The following is a 20359-nucleotide window of genomic DNA, read 5'->3' as shown; positions in this document are numbered from 1 at the left end:
TAGCATTCTATAGAAACGAGGATTTCTTATGTACAAAACGATCGGTGTACTTGCGCACGTGGATGCAGGAAAAACGACCTTCTCTGAGCAAGTGCTTTTTCATACAAATAGTATTCAAGCACGGGGGCGTGTTGATCATCAGGATACCTTTCTTGATCATCATGAGCTAGAGCGCAGACGGGGCATTACGATATTTGCCGAGCAAGGGCGCATGAATATTGGCGATGATACATACACATTGATTGATACGCCAGGGCATGTCGATTTCTCCCCTGAGATGGAGCGTGCCATTCGTGTGATGGATTATGCCATTATTATCATTAGCGCTGTCGAAGGGATACAGGGCCATACAGAAACAGTGTGGCAACTTTTACGTCAATACCATGTCCCTACCTTCTTCTTTATCAACAAAATGGATCGTGAGGGTGCCAATATGGAGGCCGTCATCAGCCAGCTTCGCAAAGATTGCTCTCAGCATGTTTTGTTCATCGATGAGCCACTGCGAGCAGACTATGTATCAAATAATATTATGGAATGGCTGGCGGAGCGCGACGAAAAATTGCTTGATGCCTTTCTATATGAGTCATTGGAGCATGAACAGTGTCTTGCTCAATTAAAGGAAATGATTAAAAATGAAGGTGCCTTCCCTTGCTTTGCTGGCTCGGCCTTAAAGGATGAGGGCATTCAGGAATTTCTTGACCAGCTCCCGCTGTTAACGGCTTCCCATTTTGACAAGGATGCCCCATTTGAGGGCGAGGTTTTTAAGATTCGTCATGATGGTCACCAGCGTTTAACCTTTATGAAGGCAACCAAGGGCTCGTTGCATGTACGAGATGAATTTTCATTTGACGAAGTAACAGAAAAAGTGACCGAAATTCGCCTTTATAACGGCAGTCGCTTTGAGACCGTTCAACAGGTAGAGGCAGGAGAAATTTTCGCTGTCAAAGGACTGAGCCAGGCAAACATTGGGGATCGAATCGGTACAACGATGCTATCACAGCCCTATGAGCTTGTCCCAACCTTACAGGCAAAGGTTCAATATGAGGGTGATCAGCATATCAAGGAAGTGCTACAGATTTTCCGGTTACTCGAAGCAGAAGAGCCGTCCTTGCGTGTGGTCTGGCAGGAAAAATTTCAGGAAATCCATGTGCATATTATGGGTGTCATTCAATTGGAGGTCCTAACTGAGGTATTAATGACACGTTTTTCATTAGCTGTCTCCTTTGGTGAGCCGCAAATTTTATACATGGAAACCATTGCGACGACCGTAACGGGCTATGGTCATTTCGAGCCCCTCAAGCATTATGCAGAAGTTCATTTATTAATGGAGCCAAATCCACGTGGAACAGGTAATACCTTCACCAATGCCTGTCATGCCGATCATTTATCTGTAGGCAATCAGCGCCTTGTTGAAAAGCACCTGTTTGAGCGTGACCATCATGGGCTACTAACAGGCTTCCCTGTAACAGATATTCATTTTACACTTCTAACAGGTCGCGGGCACAATGAACATACATCGGGGGGAGATTTCCGTGAAGCCAGTTTCCGTGCCCTGCGTCAGGGGCTGGAGCAGGCACAAAATGTTCTACTTGAACCCTATTATCGCTTTAAAATGAAAGCTTCAAACGACTTTATCGGTCGTATGATGACTGATATTCAGCAAGCAGCAGGCACGTTCGATGACCCGATTTTATCCGAAACGGATGTTATCCTAACAGGTCGTGCACCTGTTGCCACTTTAATGAGCTACAGTACAACCTTTGCCGCCTATACAAATGGGAAAGGTGCACTCACACTCCAATTTGATGGCTATGATGTGTGCCATAATACAGAGGATGTGATTGCACAGATTGGCTATGATAAAAATGCCGACCCTGAGTATAGTTCCTCTAGTATCTTTTGTGCTAAGGGCAAAGGATATTCGGTTCCATGGCAAGAAGCACAGGCAGCCATGCATTGCCTGTAGGGTGGGCGCTTCTGGTATTTTCTCGGCTTCCACGGGTATCCATCGCTCTAGCGCGGGTATTTCTTGCTTGGGCATCAATATATCTCTACCCTACAACAAGATATTACAAGCCCTCCAAAAAATGGAGGGCTTGTTTTTATAGTGCACCGACAGCTTTCTTTGTTGGATTGTCCAACAAATATGCGGGTTCAACTATTACATAGTCATGCTTGTTCGTAAAATCAATGAGTACCTTACCAGGTTGACTTTTTAATAGTTGTAGATGATCAATTAATTGCAGTAAAAGCTCGTGACCGTTGCCACGTGGATGCCAGTTGAAATGATAATCATTTAACGCTTGCACCGCTTCAATAAATTGGGCATATTCCTGCTGCACAAATGCAATGAGTTTGTCATGATGAGATGCTAAATCATATAAATATGTTTCGTAAAAGCGCATGACAATCGAGCATAATAAGTCATTGACACGAGCGGCACTTAAAACAGGCTTGGGCTCCAATGATAGACGGTCGAGGTTGGGCTTTGCGCGTGTAGAATCAATGCGCGTAATTAAGTGATACGCTTCTCCTTTGACCTCATAGACAATCGGATTGGTCGGCATGTACATCATAAAACTATTCGTCTTTGTTTTTAGTTCATCTGCTATGGCTGCTTTCGCTAAAAGATGACCGTCCACATCCCCATTTTGTATCCAAATAATTTCTTTATTATATAAGATTTGCTCAAAGAAGCGATCATTGCGAATCAGCTTCGTTGCTAATAATTGATCGATCAGAGACTCGACCACCATTCTTGTTTTCGCTTTCTTGGCAACTTCTGTGCGTGGTTGCTTACAAATGTTCAGATCTTCATAAGGCGTTTCCAACGTTGTCGTTACATGAATATTTGTCATACGTGCATCCCCTTTGCGTACATATTTTCAAAACAAAAAGGACTCCCTACTTTTGAGGAAATCCTTCATTTTATCTTCTTTCATCACACAATGCCAAACAAACCCTAAGTATGTGTGAACGAGTTCGATTATGAACCCTTTCATTTACTATGGGCGTTTGACGTACTGTGACGAACAGAGCATTCTGTTTTGTCAACATGCCACCTCCTATTCCTCGTAGGTTTATGGTGTGTACTCGTAACAGGCAGGTATCCTGACTCATGGTCATCGCCACTTTTCCCCTTCCCATCATTTGACAGTGGTTGCTGAAAAGTCGCTCACATTTACAGTTGCGGGACAGTGTCGGATTCACACCGACTTCCCTTTTAAGCAAATTGCACGCAATTTACACCTATTACTACACGCTATTCAGTTGTCATAGGAATCGAGTGTACTCCACATTCCTATTAGATTACTAAAATCAATTTTAAAGTAGTGTTTTTCTAAAGTCAAATATCATAATATTTTCCAAACTACTAATAAAGTTATAGGGGGATATAAAAAAGGTGAACTGCGTATTTTTTATCTTTCATTGACTTTATAATGAAAGATAGTGTACTTCTAATAGTGGAAGGATGAAAAATATGAAAACAAGTCAACAATTAGTAACGAGTAATTTAGAGGAAAAAATGAAACTATTTACTCGAGCCGTTTCTGGACAAATTATAGAGGAAGCTCATTTTGTCATAGCCAATACAAATATTCCAACTGATACATTTAATTTGTTAGTAGCGAAATCGCCTATAATTCATAAGGAAAATCATCTTAAACAAAGGATTAATCATTTCATTGTGAATAAACTTCCCTTCAGCACGTGGGTGGATGCCAACTATCTAAGCGATGATTGGCTACAACTGATAAAAGACTGCAATTTACAGGAAGCTGAACGAAATATGATGATGAAGCTTGACCATACACTTCACACAGGTCCACGAATTTCCAATTATCTTACCATCACAGAAGTAAGTAACAAGGAAGATCTTCTACAATATAAGGAAGTTTTTCTAAGTTTATTTGGAGAAACAGCAGAAAGAGATGCATTAGAAATTTACTTTCATCAATTCTCACAGGAAAAACTAGCATCAAATGCCCGCATGTTTATTGGTTGTATAAAGGAAGTACCTATCGCTACGGGATTATTAATCGACAGTAAACATAGCTATGGGATTTATGATGTGATGACAAAAGATGCGTATAGGGGCAAGGGTTATGGCAGTGAGATGTTTCAATTCCTACTCAGTCAAACAATCGATAAGCAAAAGCCCGTAGTCTTACAGGCATCAGAGGATGGAAAAAATATTTATAAACGCTTCGGGTTTAAAGAAGTCGGAGAAATGATTGTATTTGAATAAGGTCTCGGCAAGGCGCTCTTATTTACACTTGACAGTATTTTCGAGCTTACCGTAATCATGAAGCCGATTTAAAATCCGTTACACCGCCCCCTTCCTGGCACGACAGAAAAGCCTCACAAATCTGCGGGCTTTGGGTTGTGCACACGTACTATTAGCACCTTCATTACGTCCCCAAAACATACTGTGCTAAGACGCTTTGCACCTTATAAATATTTGTCGCCTTATTGAAGTTTTTTTGAATCGGTAATGGACTGCCAGACACCCATATTTTAAGCTCTGCATCTAAATCAAATGTTCCAGCTGTTTCGACTGAAAAATGAACGATATTTTTATAGGGAATGGAATGATACTCTGTTTTCTTGCCAGTCACTCCTTGCTTATCAATGAGGATCAATCGTTTATTGGTAAAAATAAACGTGTCTCTAATAATTTTATAGGCGTTCTTGACTGTCTCGTTTGGGATTAATAAATTATGGACCTCCTCCTGTAGTTTTTCTAAATTCACCTCGCTTGCATTGCCGATCAATCCATCAAATAAGCCCACTATCTGTCCCCTTTCGCTCTCGTTTATTTAATGTATTACAAAGAAGTGAGAGCTACGACAGGAAATGGTGGTATTATTTAGCCTATAGAGGGGGTGAGTGGTTGCGAATAATGATAGCTGCCTTAGTGTCTCTACTAGCCGTTGTTTTACTAGGATGTAATGAAAAACCAGAAGATAAATTAGCTAAGGTCAGCATTTCTATTGGTGCTAAATTTAACAAGGTGAACACTGATTTTTTTAAAGAATATACGGATGAAGAATCACTTACACTATTCCAACAAGCCATTGCAACAACAGTCAAAAACGAGGGTGTTGTCAATATGGCTTTGCCAGAATATGATGGACAAATAGTGGACAAGGCAGGAAACAAATATCGCTATCATCTTTGGTTAGGTGATAAAGGGCAAAACAGTAGTTTGATGCATGTCGAGGATACGCATACGATCTACACAATATCTAAGGAGTTCACTGAAAAATGAGCTGCGCTCGTTCACTCATAAAAAAACACTTCCCATTCAAAGGAAGTGTTTTGCCAAATCAATGATCCATTGCCTGAAACAGCATTTTTGCATAGCTGTCCGTGAAGGTAAAGCCGTTATTCTCTTTGTTGCTCTCATCAACAATGGTTCCAGCCTTCATCACATAAATGCGATCGCATAAATAGGAAACAGCCTTTAAGTCATGAGAGATAAAGAGAATGGCCATTGCCCTTTCTTTATTCAAGGTCTTTAATAAATCAACGATTTCTCGTTGAATCAAGCGATCTAGGCTTGAAATAATTTCATCACATACGATTAATTGTGGCTCGACCAAAAGGGATCGTAATAAATTAACTCGCTGTTTTTCTCCGCCACTTAGCTCAGAGGGCAAGGCATGTAAGATATCTGTTGGTAGCTTGACCTTCTCCAGCATGGTCTGTAAATAGGTGTCCGTTATAGGTTGCTTATGCTGAAGCGGCTCTCTTAATAGGTCCCTTACAGTCCACATGGGATTTAAAGAGGCTGTTGCATTTTGAAAAATAATCTGGCAGTTGTCATAAAAAGCTGCGCGACGATGCTTGGTTATTGGTTGCTGTTGAAAGTATACTGCCCCTTTTTCAGGAGCTTCTAGCTGCATAATTACTTTGGCCAATGTGCTTTTGCCACTGCCACTTTCTCCTACTAAGCCGACTATTTCCCCTTTTCCTACAGTAAGATGAATATGATTTAATATTGGGCGTCCCTTTCGATAGCTTTTACAAATATTGTGAACCTGAAGTATCAAAGCCCACACCTCCTCCTAAAAATGATGCGCAACTAGCTGACTAGTGTATGGATGCTTAGGCTGCTCAAAGATTTCTGTTACTCGCCCTCGCTCCACAATTTCTCCATTTTTCATGACGAGGATAAAATCCGCGATGGAAGCAGCTACATCTAAATCATGGGTAATTAAGAGTACGGTTGTTTCTAGCTGTGTATGAAGCCTTTTCAATTGTTGAATAAATTCCTGTTGATGCAGCATATCTAAGGAAGAGGTTGGTTCATCCGCTAATAAAACAGCTGGCGCCAGATAAAGAGCACAGGCAAGCATACAGCGTTGTAGCATTCCTCCAGAAAGCTCGAAGGGATAGCGCTCCAACACATCTGCTGGTAAATGTAAATCCTGTACAATATGCTTCATTTCAGCTAGAAATACTGCCTTTGTCTGCCCCATCCGTAAGGCAGTTAATCCATACAATTGCTGTTTCATTTTTTGCGTTGGCGAAAAGCTATTAGCAGCATCCTGAAAAATCGTAAAGAAGTGCCTTTGGCGTAGTACAGCTTGATCCTGTTTTGCTAATTCCACTATATTTCTTCCATTAAAAAAGATTGAGCCTTCAACTGTTGCTTGCGCTGGAAGCATGCCTAGAATGGCAGAGAGCATGGTGCTTTTTCCACTACCGCTTTCACCTATCATCACGGTAATCTGACCTTTTGGCACCGTAAACGAGAGATCATTCAATATAAATTTTTCGTTTATTCGAACAGTAACATTCTCTATTTTAAACATGGGTCTGTCCCCCTCTCTGCTTAAATCTACTACCAATAGCTTGCACGCATAAAATCGTTACGAAAATGAACATCCCAGGAAAAAGGCCCATCCACCAAGCCCCGACAAGTAAATCATTTTGTGCAGTATAGAGCATCGTCCCCCACGATGGAATGGACGGTGGAACACCGATACCTAAAAAGCTTAAGGATACTTCCGTAAAAATAGCACCAGCAAAATTAAATATCGTCACGACAAAAATGGCGGGAAGACTATTACGCAATAAATGACGAAAAAGAATCTTCCACAGCGGCGTGCGAAACATCTTCGCCATGTGGATAAACTCTAATTCCTTCAACCGGATAAATTCAGAGCGCACGATACGGGCAGTGACAAACCAGCCTGTGCACCCCATAATCATTGCCATGCGCCATACACTTCCTTGCATAATCGCTTGAAGAGCAAGCACAATCACTAAAGATGGAATTGTTAAAAATGCCTCTAGTATACGCATCATCACTGCATCAATAGCTCCACCGAAATAGCCACTTATACCGCCATAGATAATGCCAATTATGCTGGATAGAACAACCGATAACGTAGCGATAAAAAGGGTCACTCTACCACCAACGAGTAGGCGGGAAAGAACATCTCTACCTAGCTGATCTGTGCCAAGGAGGTGTGTTCCATTAGGTGCTTCATAAATATGATTCATATCCATCGCGTTTGGCTCAAAAGGCACTAACCATGAGGAAAATAGGGTGAAGCCTACTAAAAGACCAAGAATCACTAGCCAAAAGATGAGCATTTTTTGCTCTTTTCTCATACGATTCCCCCTCTTCTTAAGCGGGGATTGAGACAAATCATGAGGACATCAATCACAAATAAACAGATAACGACTACTACGCCAGTGATTAAAATGGCACCCATCAGCACAGGAAAGTCCTTTACCATCACTGCTTTCACTAAAAGCTGACCTAAGCCTGACCAGCCAAATAATGTTTCAACCACGATGGATCCTCCAAAAAATGATGGGATGGTCACACCGACATAATTGATATATGGAATAATGGCATTGCGTAAAATCATCCTACGAATAGCTCGCTCTGGTACTCCGTTGGCACGTGCCACCTCTACATAATAACGATGCTTCTCTGCCTTCACATTTTCCTGTAAAAAACGTGCGAATACCCCTACATGTGCCAGTACAAGGACCGATAAAGGAAGAACCATATGGTATAGTCGGTCCACAAGGCCGCCATCCCCTCGTACATCCTTCATCCCCGATGAAGGAAACCAGCCTAGTTGTACAGAGAACACCATGATGAATAAAATGCCAAGCCAAAATGGAGGAATGGCTGAGCTAGCAATACTTACAAAGGAAAGTCCGCGATCTAATAACGAACCCTCCTTCATGCCTGCCTGTAAGCCGAGCCATGTTGAGGCAATGGCTACGATGCCTAAAGTTCCAACAACGAGCTGTAATGTATTTGGTAAACGTTCTTGTATAATTGTCGCTACTGGTCTGCCTTCTTTTGCCGAGTAGCCTAAATTTCCTTGCATCGCTTCACGGAGCCACACACCATATTGATAGAGTATCGGTTGATCCAGACCAAAAGCTGTTTCAATGCGTTCTTTCTCCGCTGTCGATAACGTTTGGGCATTGCCACCATAATATGCTGCAGCTGGATTACCAGGAGCCGCATGCATCAGGAAAAAAGAGAGGAAGCTCACGATAATGAGGACAATTGTCCCCATTATCACGCGCTTCCCGATCCATTTAGCGATCATGCCATTTCCACTCCTCGACATTCCAGAGGAAGCCTGCCCCATGATGACCTAAAATGCGCTCTTTGACGCCACTAATCTGCTGATTAATACCATACATAGCATCCACATAGGCAAAGTAGGCGAATGGTGGATCTTGTGCTAGCTCCTCCTGTAATGCCCCATAGACTTCCTTACGTTTTTCAGGATCAACGGTTGTACGCCCCTCCTCTAGCAATGCATCCACTTTCGGATTGTTATAGCTACCGTAATTGTAGCCAGCACTTGTGAGACTGGATTCACCAGAATGGAAGAGACTATACGTATGATGGTCAGCATCATACGGGCTTCCCCAGCCAACCATAAAGGCTTCTGTTTCTTCAATGACAATATTGCTCCAATCGAGTGCAGCTACTTGCACATCTGCCCCAATCTCTTTATAGCCTTCTGCCACATAATTAGCCATGTTCACACGCACTGTGTCAGTAATAGGTGCCGTAATAGTAAATGCTAATTTTTGATTATTCTTATAGCGGAAACCATCCTCAGCTAGTTGCCAGCCCGCTTGGTCGAGTAGCTCGCTTGCTTTATCAAGGTCATATTTATAATGCTCAATGTTGGCGTTTACAAAGGCATGCTTTTGTAGCGGCGAGTATGCTTCTGTACCGTATCCATATAAAATGCCTTTGACAATACCTGCACGATCTGTCCCATAGCTAATGGCCTTGCGAACAGCAACGTCTTGCCAAATAGGATACTTCATATTAAAGAGAACACCACGATAATCTGCTGATTCCACCTCATATAGCTTTAAATGCTCGACCTTCGATAGCTCCTCTACCTGATTCGGGTCTAGTAACGCTATATCGACCTCACCCGATTTTAGCTGGAGCGCACGCACATTACTATCGGGGATAAATTTAAAAATTACTTTCTCGATAGAAGCTTTTGTGCCAAAGAAAGATGGATATGCCTTTAGTGTCAGGCTTGTCCCTTTGTCCCATTGCTCAAACATATACGGACCCGCACCGATTGGCTGCTGGTTAAATGTAGCGGTTCTCATCTCTTGCCCCTCAAAGGCATGCTTTGGTAAAATTGGCACCGTTAATTTGTCTAATAGCGGTGTAAATGGCTCATCTAATTGGATAGTCATCGTCATGTCATTGACCTTTTCCATTGACACAACATGGCTAAAATCAGACTTTAAATAAGAACCGTTTGCATCATCCAAAATACTGTTAATGGTAAACATAATATCGTCCACCGTTAATGGGTGCCCATCATGGAAGGTTACATTCCTGTGAATCGAAATGGTATAAGTCATCTGGTCATCTGATATTTTAATACTTTGAGCAATATCATTGATGGGTACATTATGCTCATCAAAGCGCATCAGACCTCTAAATAAAAAGGCATCTAAATTGGTTTCCTCCAAAAGAGGATTTAAGCCTGCAAACTCAGACTCTGAGGCAAAAACAAGCTCATTTGCCTGGGCAGATGATGTAGCTGTCGGTTGTTTCTCTCCTCCTTGATTAGACGAGCAGCCCACAAAAACTACCGCTAGCACCATCAAAAGTATCAATACGGAAAACTTTTTCAATTTACTATCTCCTTTATCACAACAGAAATTACAGCAATGCTGCGATGTACTCGAACATGCGGTTTATTTCTTTGTGAAGTGTTCGTTGCTCCTTGGCAAGCCATCTACAATGAATGGCTTGATCTGTCAATTTTGTCACACTCGCCTGAAGGGACTTTTCCTGTTGGATTTGATCCTGTAAATCCCTTATTTGAAGTTTGTTAACCGATGGAGAGACAATCCACAAAGAACCAATATAGCGTGCCTTTTCAAGCAAGCCGATTTTGGCAAAATTCATCTCCTGCGGCTTAAACTGCAACGAGTCATAAGCTATCAAAGTATCCTTTACATAGATCTTGTATTTGGATTGGAATGTTTGATAGTCAAAGATTTCTCCTCGCATTTCTCTACCTGGAGCAACAATTTCTCCCCAGATCAATGTCGAGCTTTCCTTCATACGAATGGTTGTATGTACCTGAAATTTTGCTCGTTCAAATGGAATCGTCACTTCAGGGAGCCATTCTAATCTCGCCTGCTCTGCAAGTTCCACCGTTATAGCTTGTGTACAAAACTCACCATTGTGAGAAGGGTAAATTTTTAATGCTGATTGTTGCTTTAGCTTCACCTGACTATCTGGCGCTAGTGTAACCGTAATTTCATTGCGATCTCCTGCAACCATGCCCCCTGAGGATTCCATGATAAAAACGGTGGCTGCTGGATGATTGCCTTCGTATAATTCACGACTGGCCTTTAATGGGGGTTGCTGGTACACATGAACAAGTCGTGTATAGCCCCGTCTCGGTTCAAAGGCCATCTCTAATTTGCCAAAATGATTAACTTTGCTAGGGTTAAACATCTTCTTCAACTGCTTCGGCACCTTCAAGTAACAAATGGTGCTGAATCCATTCAACCACCTTATCTACATTTGTTTGGGAGCGAACATCCGCAAAAATATATGGACGTCCACTACGCATTTTTTTCACGTCCTGATCCATGAGCTCCAGATCAACCCCAACATGAGGAGCTAGCGAAGTTTTATTAATTAGCAATAAATCTGAACGCGTTAGCGCTGGACCACCCTTACGTGGGATGTCCTGTCCTTCTGCCACATCAATCACATAAATATAGCCATGCACGAGCTCAGGACTAAATGTTGCCGATAGATTATCGCCACCGCTTTCAATAAATATAATATCTAAATTAGGAAAGCGCTTATTCAAATCATCAATGGCAGCAAAATTCATGGATGCATCCTCTCGAATGGCTGTATGTGGACAACCACCTGTTTCTACTCCAATAATTCGCTCCTCTGCTAACACACCGTTTGTGATTAAATACTGTGCATCTTCTCTTGTATAAATATCGTTGGTAATGACAGCTACGTTGTAGTGTTCATGCATTACCCGTGTTAATTGATCGACTAAAGATGTTTTGCCTGATCCAACAGGCCCACCGATACCAATACGTACTGGTTTCATGTATATCCTCTCGCTTTCTATGAAATAAATAATCTCGAAAATAAAAACTCATGCTTCATGGACGCCAGTTCAATACCTAGTGCATTATTGGCTAGATCATCCATTGTTAACGTCAACACCGTTTTGGCTGCTTCCTCCACAGAGGCTAATAGCTCATGTAATGCTTGCACACCTGTATTTTGACCAAACGGTACAGCACGGACAGCATTTTGCACTAAACCACTAATTGATGCGTACATAAAGGTCATGATTGCATGAAAAACGTTCACACCTAGTGCTTCACAATAAATCCCATAGAGAACTGCATAATGGCCTTTTACTTCTTCGTGGTCAATCTTCTCTTTCCATTGCAATAAAAAAGGGCTCTCCATTAGAGGGGCTACTGTTCGCATAAATTGCTTCCCTACATTGACACTAGCATCTCTAGATTCTTTCGCTAGCTTCATTGCCCCACAAAGTTGGTCGAGCTCAATAAGACGAGCAACATCTCTTCTTTTAGCTGCATGGAATGCCTCTTGTATGAGAATTGCATCACCGTAAACTACATTGTGAAATAAATAGACCTGACAAAACTCAACTAATTGTTCCTTTGTGCGAATGATATCTTCCTGAATATACGTTTCCATACCATAGGAATGTGTATAGGAACCGATTGGAAATGCGGAGTCATGAATTTGCAATAATTGTAATAAGGAAAAATTAGTGAGCGTGTCCACGGTATTTGAACGGTTGCTTGAAGCGTCGTTCAGTTGTTTCATAGTGCACCCCAATTTCATCTAATAATGGATTAATCGTATGATCTGCTCGTACGATGATTTCATTGTTTGCAATCAAGCTAGGAGTATGACGGTTGCCCAATTCAAAGGCAGCTTTCCCCATTTCATACATATCTTTTGGTGTAATGACGATAACTGGCTCCAATTTTGTACGAATTGCAATTCGTCGTTGCTCATCCTCGAATAATAGGTCACCATATTGTAGAGGCTCTTCACCCTCTATACGTAAAGCGATATCTGTTCCTTGATCCGTTGCTGTGCGAAGAATGCGTTTGCTTAATTCCTCCCACTCTAGCTCAATCCATTCCGTTGCCTTTTGTGGATGTTCTTCTTCATTCGCTATATTGCCAATAATTTTTTCTATTAACATATGGTTTAGCTCCTCTTTTTCTTTGTATTCGCTGTTACACTCATATCATGTGCTTAGAATAAGAAATAGCGTTGTGCCATTGGAAGTACATCCACTGGCTCACATGTTGCTAGCTCCCCATCAATTTTCACTTCATAGGTTTCTGGATTAACATCAATCTGCGGAGTGGCATTATTAAGCTTCATGTCAGCTTTACGAATATTTCGGCAATTTGAAACCGTGCCAATCATTCGTTTTAGGCCTAATTTTTCTGGCAAGCCTTCTTCCACAGCAATTTTCGGTAAAAATGTCATGCCGCAATGCTGTGGCCCTTGACCGTAGAAGCCATATGTTGGACGACCTTTCATTGGCTGCGGTGTAGGAATGGAAGCATTTGGATCACCTGTTATGCCATACACAGCAATACCAGCCTTAATGACAACTTCCGCCTTCACCCCAAAGAACGCTGGGTCCCATAAGACAATATCCGCTAATTTACCTTCTTCCAGCGAGCCTACTTCATGGCTTATGCCATGGGCAATAGCTGGGTTAATATTTAGTTTTGCTATATAACGCTTAACGCGATAATTATCGTGATCCTTGCCTTCATCCTGTGGTAATGGACCACGCTGTTTTTTCATTTTGTCTGCTGTTTGGAACGTTCGGATTGTGACCTCACCAACACGTCCCATCGCTTGTGAATCGGAAGACATGATGCTCAAAATCCCTAAATCCTGCATAATATCTTCTGCTGCAATTGTTTCTGGGCGTATGCGTGAATCTGCAAATGCCACATCCTCTGGTACATCATGCTTTAGATGGTGACAAACCATCAGCATATCTAAATGCTCATCAATCGTGTTTGTCGTAAACGGTTTCGTAGGATTTGTCGATGCTGGCAAAATATTAGGTAAGGATGCCATCACTAATTGGTCTGGAGCATGACCGCCACCCGCACCTTCCGTATGGAAAATATGAATGACACGGCCATCAATCGCATTGATTGTATCTTCTACAAACCCTGCTTCATTCAATGTATCGGAGTGGAGGGCAACTTGAATATCATATTCATCTGCCACCGATAGACTTTGATCGAGTGCAGCTGGTGTGGCACCCCAGTCCTCATGTATTTTCAACCCGATCGCACCTGCACGAACCTGCTCGATAATAGGCGCAGGATCAGATGCACTACCCTTTCCAAGCAAACCAACATTGATGGGGAATCCCTCCACAGCCTGTAGCATGCGATGCAGATGCCATTCACCAGCCGTTAAGCTTGTCGCTTTTGAGCCTGCTGCTGGACCTGTTCCACCGCCTATAAATGTCGTTGTCCCTGCTAATAATGCTGTTTCCACCTGATCAGGGCTGATGAAATGGATATGCGTGTCGATTGCTCCTGCTGTTGCAATAAGCCCTTCGCCTGCATAAACCTCTGTTCCCACACCTATGATCATATCCTGATCCACACCATCCATACTGTTCGGATTGCCTGCTTTCCCTATACCGATAATACGACCATCTTTGATACCGATATCTGCTTTTACAATCCCTTTATAGTCGATAATCATAACATTGGTAATAACTGTATCCAGTACACCTTCATTGCGTGTATTTTTACCATTTTGCCCCATTGAGACACGTAGTGATTTACCACCACCAAAGACCCCCTCATCACCGTATGAAGTATAGTCCTTCTCAATTTCAATCCATAAATCCGTATCGGCTAAACGGACTTTATCACCCACAGTGGGACCAAACATTTTTGCGTAAGCTTCATGTGTTACCTTCATTTTTCTTCCGCTCCTTTAAAGCCACCTTCAATTGCCTTGTCCAAAATTTCGTCCTTATGGTGGGTAGAGCCCTCTGTTAGCATATTTAAGCCAAAGACATGTTGTTTACCACCAAATTCGACAAGCTCCACCTCTTTTTCTTCCCCAGGTTCAAAACGCACGGCTGTTCCTGATGGAATATTGAGATGCATACCAATCGCATCTTGTCGATTAAACGCTAGAAATCTATTGACTTCAATAAAATGAAAATGGGAACCTACTTGTATCGGGCGGTCACCTGTGTTCGCCACCAATACCTTCTTCGTCGCTCGACCCACATTGATCTCAATCTCTCCGCTTTTCGGTCGAATTTCTCCAGGAATCATTCACAAACACTCCTTTTACTGAATTGGACGGTGAACTGTGACCAGCTTCGTCCCATCTGGGAATGTACATTCAACCTGCACATCTGAAATCATGTCCCCGACACCTTCCATCACATCTTCCGCTGTCAGTACATGCTTGGCATCACTCATAAGCTGTGCTACCGTTTTACCATCTCGAGCACCTTCCATAATAAAACTGCTAATTAGAGCGACAGCTTCTGGATAATTCAGCTTTAAGCCCCGAGCTTTTCTTTTCAGCGCAAGTTCTCCTGCCACATGGAGGAGTAATTTTTCTTGTTCAACTGGTGATAGCTTCAATCCAATCTCTCTCTTTCTTTTATTCAGAATTATCTTTCAATAATATTTTTTCGAGGCATGACTTCCTTTCAATTTTTTGTAATGGTCTTACGATTCAGTTTTAGTTACATTTAGTTGTAGTCTTACAAATTATAATTTCGCAAGGGATATGCGAAGAGAAATAGAAATGACTTGTTGACCCGGCGAGTGCGGGTTGCAATAGTTGAAGTGAGTAATAGAGGTAACAGCTAGTCCATTATAAGAAACTCGATTAGAAAATTCAACATTTTTATTTATCTGTTAATTTACAAGTTTACGAAATAAATAATAAAAAAAGAGGCATATTTTACAGAAAATTGGTCGTCTGTAAAAAAGCCTCTTCTCGAAGGTGTGAAAGGAAGATAATAATTATACTAAAAAACTTATAAAATTATTAATATGTGATAGTTATTTCAGGGCTAAAAAATCTTGAAAATATCAATTTCTTACCTAAACATGAAATCGATTTGTTAACTTTTGTAAATTATCCGCTTGGACACTTAAATCCTGTGTGACATGATTAACTGCTTGCATTGAGGCTGTTTGTTCATCCATTGAATGTAAAACAGCTTCAGTATAATTCGATAGCTTGCCCATGCCAGCTGCGATGGTTGTCACAGTGGATGCCACTTCATTGGCGCTACTTGAAAGCTGCTCAGCTGTCGTCGAAATATCCTCCAGCTGACTTGTCATCTGACTAACATGCTGTGAAATTGTGCCAAATGATTTTGTCGCTTCGTCAATGACATACACTCCTTGTTGAACATTTTTCAAATCATCTTCTACTGATGAGGCTACTTGTTTTGTATCACTTTCTATTCCTATAACTAAATCCACAATTTGCGTAGCAGAGTGCTTTGATTGTTCTGCCAATTGACGCACTTCTTCAGCTACAACGGCGAAGCCTTTACCATGCTCTCCAGCGCGCGCTGCTTCAATGGCCGCATTTAATGCTAGTAGATTTGTTTGATCTGTAATGGTAGTAATCATATCTGTCATTGATTTAATATCTGACATTTTAAGGGATAATTGCTGCATCAATCCACTTGTTTTTTCTGTTGAAGAGGAAATAAATTGCATTTGCTCTTTTGCCACATGTAAAATATTTGCACCATTTCCTGCTATCTCGCTAGCATCTTTCGCATGGACAAACACATCTTGTGTGGCTACTGTAATTCGCTCAATGCCATCAACGGTTTCTTGCATAGATTTAGCACTATCATTAGCCGATTGTGCTGCTTGCTTCAAGCCCTCTGACGTCTTCTCCATTTGTTGATCTACTTCTTCCACAGCAAGCGTAATTTCATTCGTACTCGCAGATAATTCCTCGATGCTTGCTGATAAATCTGTAGAGCTGTGCGCAATTTTTTGTGTCATTGATCGTAATTGTTCCTGCATCTCTAAAAAGGATTGTGCTAGTTGAGAAATTTCACCATTATCACGAACCTCAATGACAACGGTATCTAATTGACCTGCCGTAATTCCTTGTGCAGCCTCTGTGATTTGTTTGATAGGCTGTATCACTTTGTAGTGAACATACACTGTGTAAGATAGTGTAATAGCAATTCCTACAATCGTTAACACGGTAGAAAACCAATCTAATGTCGTTACATTGGCCAAATCGATCAATAAAATAACGATCATTAAAACATTTAAAACAGAAAAGCCAAGTAAACTCTTTTTTCGTAAACTCATTACAAATTCCCCCAACTAAAATATGTCTTCCATACCATTATTATAGTTGAATAATCCTAAAATACATAAGGATACGCTCTATTTTATATGAGAAAAGGTCTACAAAAAAAAGACTATAGACAGCCTTTTAGGGCATGTCTACAGTCCATCATTGTTCGTTTTATTTTAATTTCATGATACTAGAACCCGCAATACCTGGGTGTGTCATTTCATATGGATCTAAAATTAAGTCTAATTGTTCTTTTGTTAGGACGCCTTCTTCAATGCAAAGCTCACGAATAGAACGACCTGTTAAAATAGCTTCACGTGCTAGACGAGCAGCTACTTCATAACCAATGTGAGGGTTAACTGCAGTTAGCACCCCTACGCTTTTTTCTACATATTCTTTCATGCGCTCTTCATTTGCTTCAATATCTTTTAAGCAGTTTTCTGTAAACGCACGGAAGACATTATTCATAATGCTAATGGATTGAATTAGGTTGAACACTAATACAGGCTCCATTACGTTTAATTCTAATTGACCAGCTTCCGATGCAAGAGAAATCGTATGGTCATTCCCAATTACTTGGAAGGCTACTTGGTTCAGCACCTCAGGCATCACTGGGTTGACCTTACCTGGCATAATTGAAGAACCTGGTTGACGAGCTGGTAACAGGATTTCTCCTAAGCCTGCGCGAGGACCAGAAGCCATTAAACGCAAGTCATTAGCAATTTTAGACATATTAATCATACAGATTTTTAAAGCGCCTGATACTTCTGTATAGGCATCTGTATTTTGTGTTGCATCCACTAAATGCGTTGCACCTTTTAATGGTAAACCAGAAATTTCAGCAAGATGCTCATCAACAGATTTAATGTAGTCTGGGAAGGCATTTAAGCCTGTTCCGACAGCCGTTGCACCCATGTTCACATCATATAAATTTGGACGTGTTTGACGAATGCGTACGATGTCACGGTTGATCACGCGGCAATAAGCTTCAAACTCTTGTCCTAAGCGGATTGGCACAGCATCCTGTAAATGCGTACGTCCCATTTTAATGACATGAGCAAATTGCTCTGCTTTTTGATGGAAAACGGATTGCATATAATCCATCGTTACTAATAATTCATCTATTAAATTTAACACAGCGATATGAATAGCTGTTGGGAAAGCATCATTTGTTGATTGTGACATATTGACATGACTGTTTGGGCTTACTGTGTGATAGTCACCTTTTTCTTTCCCTAAAATTTCTAGGGCACGGTTAGCGATGACTTCATTGGCATTCATATTGATGGATGTACCTGCTCCACCTTGAATTGGGTCTACGATAAATTCAGCATCCCATTTGCCATCAATCACTTCTTGTGCTGCTTCGACAATTGCCTCACCAATTTCTTTTGATAATAGGTGTACTTCCATATTACTTAATGCAGCTGCCTTCTTCACAATCCCCATTGCTTTAATAAGTGAAGAGTGAATTGTGTAGCCTGTAATTGGGAAGTTTTCCGTAGCACGTAGTGTTTGAATTCCGTAATACGCCTCTGCTGGTAATACGCGCTCACCTAAAAAATCTTTTTCTATTCGTTGTGTTGACATTATTGTCGTCTCCTTTTATGTAATACTCACACTTGATAGTAGCTAATAAAAGTCGTATTGTAAACAGTCATTTTTCTGTAAACGAAAAAAATCCTTCAGAAAAGCAAAAAAATCACAAAAAACCGAGCGCATTTCCTACGCTCGGTTGCATTTTATTATTTATTTGACGTTACTGTGAAACGGCTATTAACGTGCTGTGGGTTTTCTAATTCATCGACGACAGCCACTGCGTAATCGGCATAGCTGACATAGCTTTCCCCCGCATCATTTACTAATAAGTGGTCGACGCCTGCTGTATAGTGACCTGTACGTGGTCCTTCTGGATCGAAAAATGCAGATGGACTAATAAATGTCCAAGTAATGGATGATTGTTGTAAATCCTGTAGGTTTTGTCCTTGATTTTGCGCTGTTGCTAAATACATGGCTGGGAAATCTGGTGTATCCATCACACGCACTTTTTTCTCTGGGTCCACAAATAGACTGCCCGCTCCCCCTACAACCACTAATTTTGTAGGAATACCTTGGAAAATTGAGATCAAATGACGACCAGTTTTGACATGTAAATCTTCTTGTCCAGCTGGAGCACCGAATGCATTGACAACGACATCGAAGCCTTTTACATCATCTTGCGTTACATCAAACACATCTTTTTCAATTACTGGAATAGCAGCTGTCACTTTTGCTGCTGAACGAACGATGGCTGTGACCTCATGACCACGTTGTACCGCTTCCTCTACTATTTTTTGTCCAGCTTTTCCTGTTGCACCAATTACGGCAATTTTCATGATTTATTCCTCCTAAGGTTTAGTTGTAACCATTTTAGTTACAGGTTAGATACAAGAAGACCATCTCCGTCTAAGTACGAAGCTGATCTAGCACATCCTGTAGCGTCTGTGCTTGTAATTGCTCTTCCATTGCCAGCCACACAGATGTATAGACACCCTCCAATGTATGCTTGATTTTTTGACCTACTGCACACGCTGGATTTGGCTCATCATGAATGGCAAATAGCTGCTCTGGCCCATCAATTGCCTGATAAATCGCTAGCAGTGTTAAATCCTTTGGCGCTACTAATAGCTCATAACCAGCCATGCCAGAATGAGAAGAAAGTAAGCCTGCTTTTTTTAGCACACCAATCATTCTTCTTACGACTACTGGATTGGTATTCACACTTCCAGCTATAAAATCGGACGTAAGGAGACTTTTATCAGAGGTTGTAGCAATGAGCGAAAGAATATGGATCGCCACCGAAAATCGACTGTTCACCATATGTATCACCACCTGTTGTAACTATTATAGTTACAGGTGCAGAAAAAAGTCAAGCACTGTCACCTGTATATATTGTTCCCCGTTAAGCTGTTGCTAATGTATCCTTATATTTTTTTTACGTAAATGACTAATTCCTGTCGTATTTGACCGTTGTCCTCATAAAAATCTAAATTATGAAATTCATATTTAAAGTGACCTACAGGAAATGTCACACTTTCTCCTTGCGCTGCTGCCAAAATGCCTGCTACATCTTGTGACACCATATGTAGCAGCTCTTCCCCAGAATAAGAATCGATAAAAATAACGTTCATAAAAAAAACACCTCCATAGCCATTATAGCTTAGGAGGCGCTTACATTTATAGTGTATCTTTATAACCTTTCAAACGAATCTCTTCGATGATTTGCATCATTTCTTGAATTTGTTGCTGCGACAATTCGATCTTGTTACAAGAATATGCATGTTGAACAGAACCCATGCTTTGTTCTGGCTCGCTTTGCTGTCGATCATATTCATCTACTAGAAGTACCATTGTATTTTTCACAACTATCACCCCTACAATATAATGGACTATTGC

At 41.2% G+C, this 20359-nt stretch carries 23 protein-coding genes and 1 riboswitch; of the genes, 3 read left to right on the top strand and 20 right to left on the bottom strand.

Annotation, left to right across the window (positions count from 1 at the left end; translation table 11 throughout):
- Positions 1-28 precede the first annotated feature (28 nt).
- Positions 29-1966, top strand: coding sequence for an elongation factor G (locus L6W14_RS10220; RefSeq protein WP_237900685.1), 1938 nt, complete (start codon positions 29-31; stop codon positions 1964-1966).
- A 136-nt stretch (positions 1967-2102) separates the two neighbouring features.
- Here the strand turns inward: L6W14_RS10220 and L6W14_RS10215 are convergent, their stop codons facing one another.
- Positions 2103-2858 carry a hypothetical protein gene (locus L6W14_RS10215; protein WP_131520308.1) on the bottom strand — a complete coding sequence of 252 codons (756 nt, stop codon included), beginning with the start codon at positions 2856-2858 and terminating at the stop codon, positions 2103-2105.
- 225 nt (positions 2859-3083) lie between these two features.
- Positions 3084-3268, bottom strand: a riboswitch (cobalamin riboswitch).
- A gap of 213 nt (positions 3269-3481) precedes the next feature.
- Between L6W14_RS10215 and L6W14_RS10210 the strand changes: the two genes are divergently transcribed.
- The gene (locus L6W14_RS10210) at positions 3482-4249 is read left to right on the top strand and encodes a GNAT family N-acetyltransferase (protein WP_237900683.1); all 768 of its coding nucleotides are present in this window, start codon (positions 3482-3484) and stop codon (positions 4247-4249) included.
- Between the two features lie 163 nt (positions 4250-4412).
- Here L6W14_RS10210 and L6W14_RS10205 read toward each other — a convergent pair whose 3' ends face one another.
- Positions 4413-4793, bottom strand: a complete 381-nt coding sequence (locus L6W14_RS10205; RefSeq protein ID WP_048395723.1) for a PH domain-containing protein — start codon at positions 4791-4793, stop codon at positions 4413-4415.
- A 110-nt stretch (positions 4794-4903) separates the two neighbouring features.
- Here L6W14_RS10205 and L6W14_RS10200 point away from each other — a divergent pair, with 110 nt between their 5' ends.
- Positions 4904-5272, top strand: coding sequence for a YhfM domain-containing protein (locus L6W14_RS10200; RefSeq protein ID WP_237900959.1), 369 nt, complete (start codon positions 4904-4906; stop codon positions 5270-5272).
- Positions 5273-5330: 58 nt separating this feature from the next.
- Here L6W14_RS10200 and L6W14_RS10195 read toward each other — a convergent pair whose 3' ends face one another.
- The 18 genes from L6W14_RS10195 to L6W14_RS10110 form a co-directional block, all read right to left on the bottom strand.
- Complete coding sequence (locus L6W14_RS10195; protein WP_227744880.1) at positions 5331-6065, bottom strand: ABC transporter ATP-binding protein; 735 nt, start codon at positions 6063-6065, stop codon at positions 5331-5333.
- Positions 6066-6071: 6 nt separating this feature from the next.
- Positions 6072-6821 carry an ATP-binding cassette domain-containing protein gene (locus tag L6W14_RS10190; RefSeq protein WP_131520311.1) on the bottom strand — a complete coding sequence of 250 codons (750 nt, stop codon included), beginning with the start codon at positions 6819-6821 and terminating at the stop codon, positions 6072-6074.
- The gene (locus L6W14_RS10185) at positions 6814-7626 is read right to left on the bottom strand and encodes an ABC transporter permease (protein ID WP_054549248.1); all 813 of its coding nucleotides are present in this window, start codon (positions 7624-7626) and stop codon (positions 6814-6816) included. Before L6W14_RS10185 ends, L6W14_RS10190 begins: the two co-directional genes overlap by 8 nt.
- On the bottom strand, positions 7623-8591 hold the full coding sequence (locus L6W14_RS10180) for an ABC transporter permease (RefSeq protein ID WP_131520313.1): 969 nt from the start codon (positions 8589-8591) through the stop codon (positions 7623-7625). Before L6W14_RS10180 ends, L6W14_RS10185 begins: the two co-directional genes overlap by 4 nt.
- Positions 8581-10167: an ABC transporter substrate-binding protein gene (locus tag L6W14_RS10175; RefSeq protein WP_237900681.1), complete on the bottom strand. Its 1587-nt coding sequence runs from the start codon at positions 10165-10167 to the stop codon at positions 8581-8583. Before L6W14_RS10175 ends, L6W14_RS10180 begins: the two co-directional genes overlap by 11 nt.
- Positions 10168-10195: 28 nt before the next feature.
- On the bottom strand, positions 10196-11002 hold the full coding sequence (locus L6W14_RS10170) for an urease accessory protein UreD (RefSeq protein WP_237900957.1): 807 nt from the start codon (positions 11000-11002) through the stop codon (positions 10196-10198).
- The gene (gene ureG, locus L6W14_RS10165) at positions 10995-11624 is read right to left on the bottom strand and encodes an urease accessory protein UreG (protein WP_054549250.1); all 630 of its coding nucleotides are present in this window, start codon (positions 11622-11624) and stop codon (positions 10995-10997) included. The genes L6W14_RS10170 and ureG overlap by 8 nt, the downstream gene beginning before the upstream one ends.
- A gap of 17 nt (positions 11625-11641) precedes the next feature.
- Entirely contained in the window at positions 11642-12382 is a 741-nt protein-coding gene (locus tag L6W14_RS10160) for an urease accessory protein UreF (RefSeq protein WP_237900679.1), read from the bottom strand.
- Positions 12324-12770, bottom strand: a complete 447-nt coding sequence (locus L6W14_RS10155) for an urease accessory protein UreE (RefSeq protein ID WP_048395740.1) — start codon at positions 12768-12770, stop codon at positions 12324-12326. Before L6W14_RS10155 ends, L6W14_RS10160 begins: the two co-directional genes overlap by 59 nt.
- A 53-nt stretch (positions 12771-12823) precedes the next feature.
- Complete coding sequence (ureC, locus tag L6W14_RS10150; RefSeq protein ID WP_237900677.1) at positions 12824-14539, bottom strand: urease subunit alpha; 1716 nt, start codon at positions 14537-14539, stop codon at positions 12824-12826.
- Positions 14536-14904: an urease subunit beta gene (locus L6W14_RS10145; RefSeq protein WP_237900676.1), complete on the bottom strand. Its 369-nt coding sequence runs from the start codon at positions 14902-14904 to the stop codon at positions 14536-14538. Before L6W14_RS10145 ends, ureC begins: the two co-directional genes overlap by 4 nt.
- A gap of 15 nt (positions 14905-14919) precedes the next feature.
- Positions 14920-15222, bottom strand: a complete 303-nt coding sequence (ureA, locus tag L6W14_RS10140) for an urease subunit gamma (protein WP_036080666.1) — start codon at positions 15220-15222, stop codon at positions 14920-14922.
- Between the two features lie 468 nt (positions 15223-15690).
- Positions 15691-16935: a methyl-accepting chemotaxis protein gene (locus L6W14_RS10135; RefSeq protein ID WP_237900674.1), complete on the bottom strand. Its 1245-nt coding sequence runs from the start codon at positions 16933-16935 to the stop codon at positions 15691-15693.
- 160 nt (positions 16936-17095) lie between these two features.
- Positions 17096-18514 (bottom strand): aspartate ammonia-lyase, encoded by a 1419-nt coding sequence (gene aspA, locus L6W14_RS10130; RefSeq protein WP_004230240.1) that lies wholly within the window; start codon positions 18512-18514, stop codon positions 17096-17098.
- 155 nt (positions 18515-18669) lie between these two features.
- Positions 18670-19299: an NAD(P)-dependent oxidoreductase gene (locus L6W14_RS10125; protein WP_237900672.1), complete on the bottom strand. Its 630-nt coding sequence runs from the start codon at positions 19297-19299 to the stop codon at positions 18670-18672.
- 70 nt (positions 19300-19369) lie between these two features.
- Complete coding sequence (locus L6W14_RS10120) at positions 19370-19783, bottom strand: Rrf2 family transcriptional regulator (protein WP_131520316.1); 414 nt, start codon at positions 19781-19783, stop codon at positions 19370-19372.
- Positions 19784-19887: 104 nt separating this feature from the next.
- The gene (locus L6W14_RS10115) at positions 19888-20094 is read right to left on the bottom strand and encodes a hypothetical protein (RefSeq protein WP_036080672.1); all 207 of its coding nucleotides are present in this window, start codon (positions 20092-20094) and stop codon (positions 19888-19890) included.
- Positions 20095-20140: 46 nt separating this feature from the next.
- Positions 20141-20326 carry a hypothetical protein gene (locus L6W14_RS10110; RefSeq protein ID WP_048394492.1) on the bottom strand — a complete coding sequence of 62 codons (186 nt, stop codon included), beginning with the start codon at positions 20324-20326 and terminating at the stop codon, positions 20141-20143.
- Between the last annotated feature and the right edge of the window lie 33 nt (positions 20327-20359).

It is taken from the genome of Lysinibacillus sp. ACHW1.5, from assembly GCF_022014815.1.
GTDB lineage: Bacteria > Bacillota > Bacilli > Bacillales_A > Planococcaceae > Lysinibacillus > Lysinibacillus capsici.
Note: the sequence above shows the minus strand (reverse complement) of the source record. Positions and strands in the feature narration are given on the sequence as shown.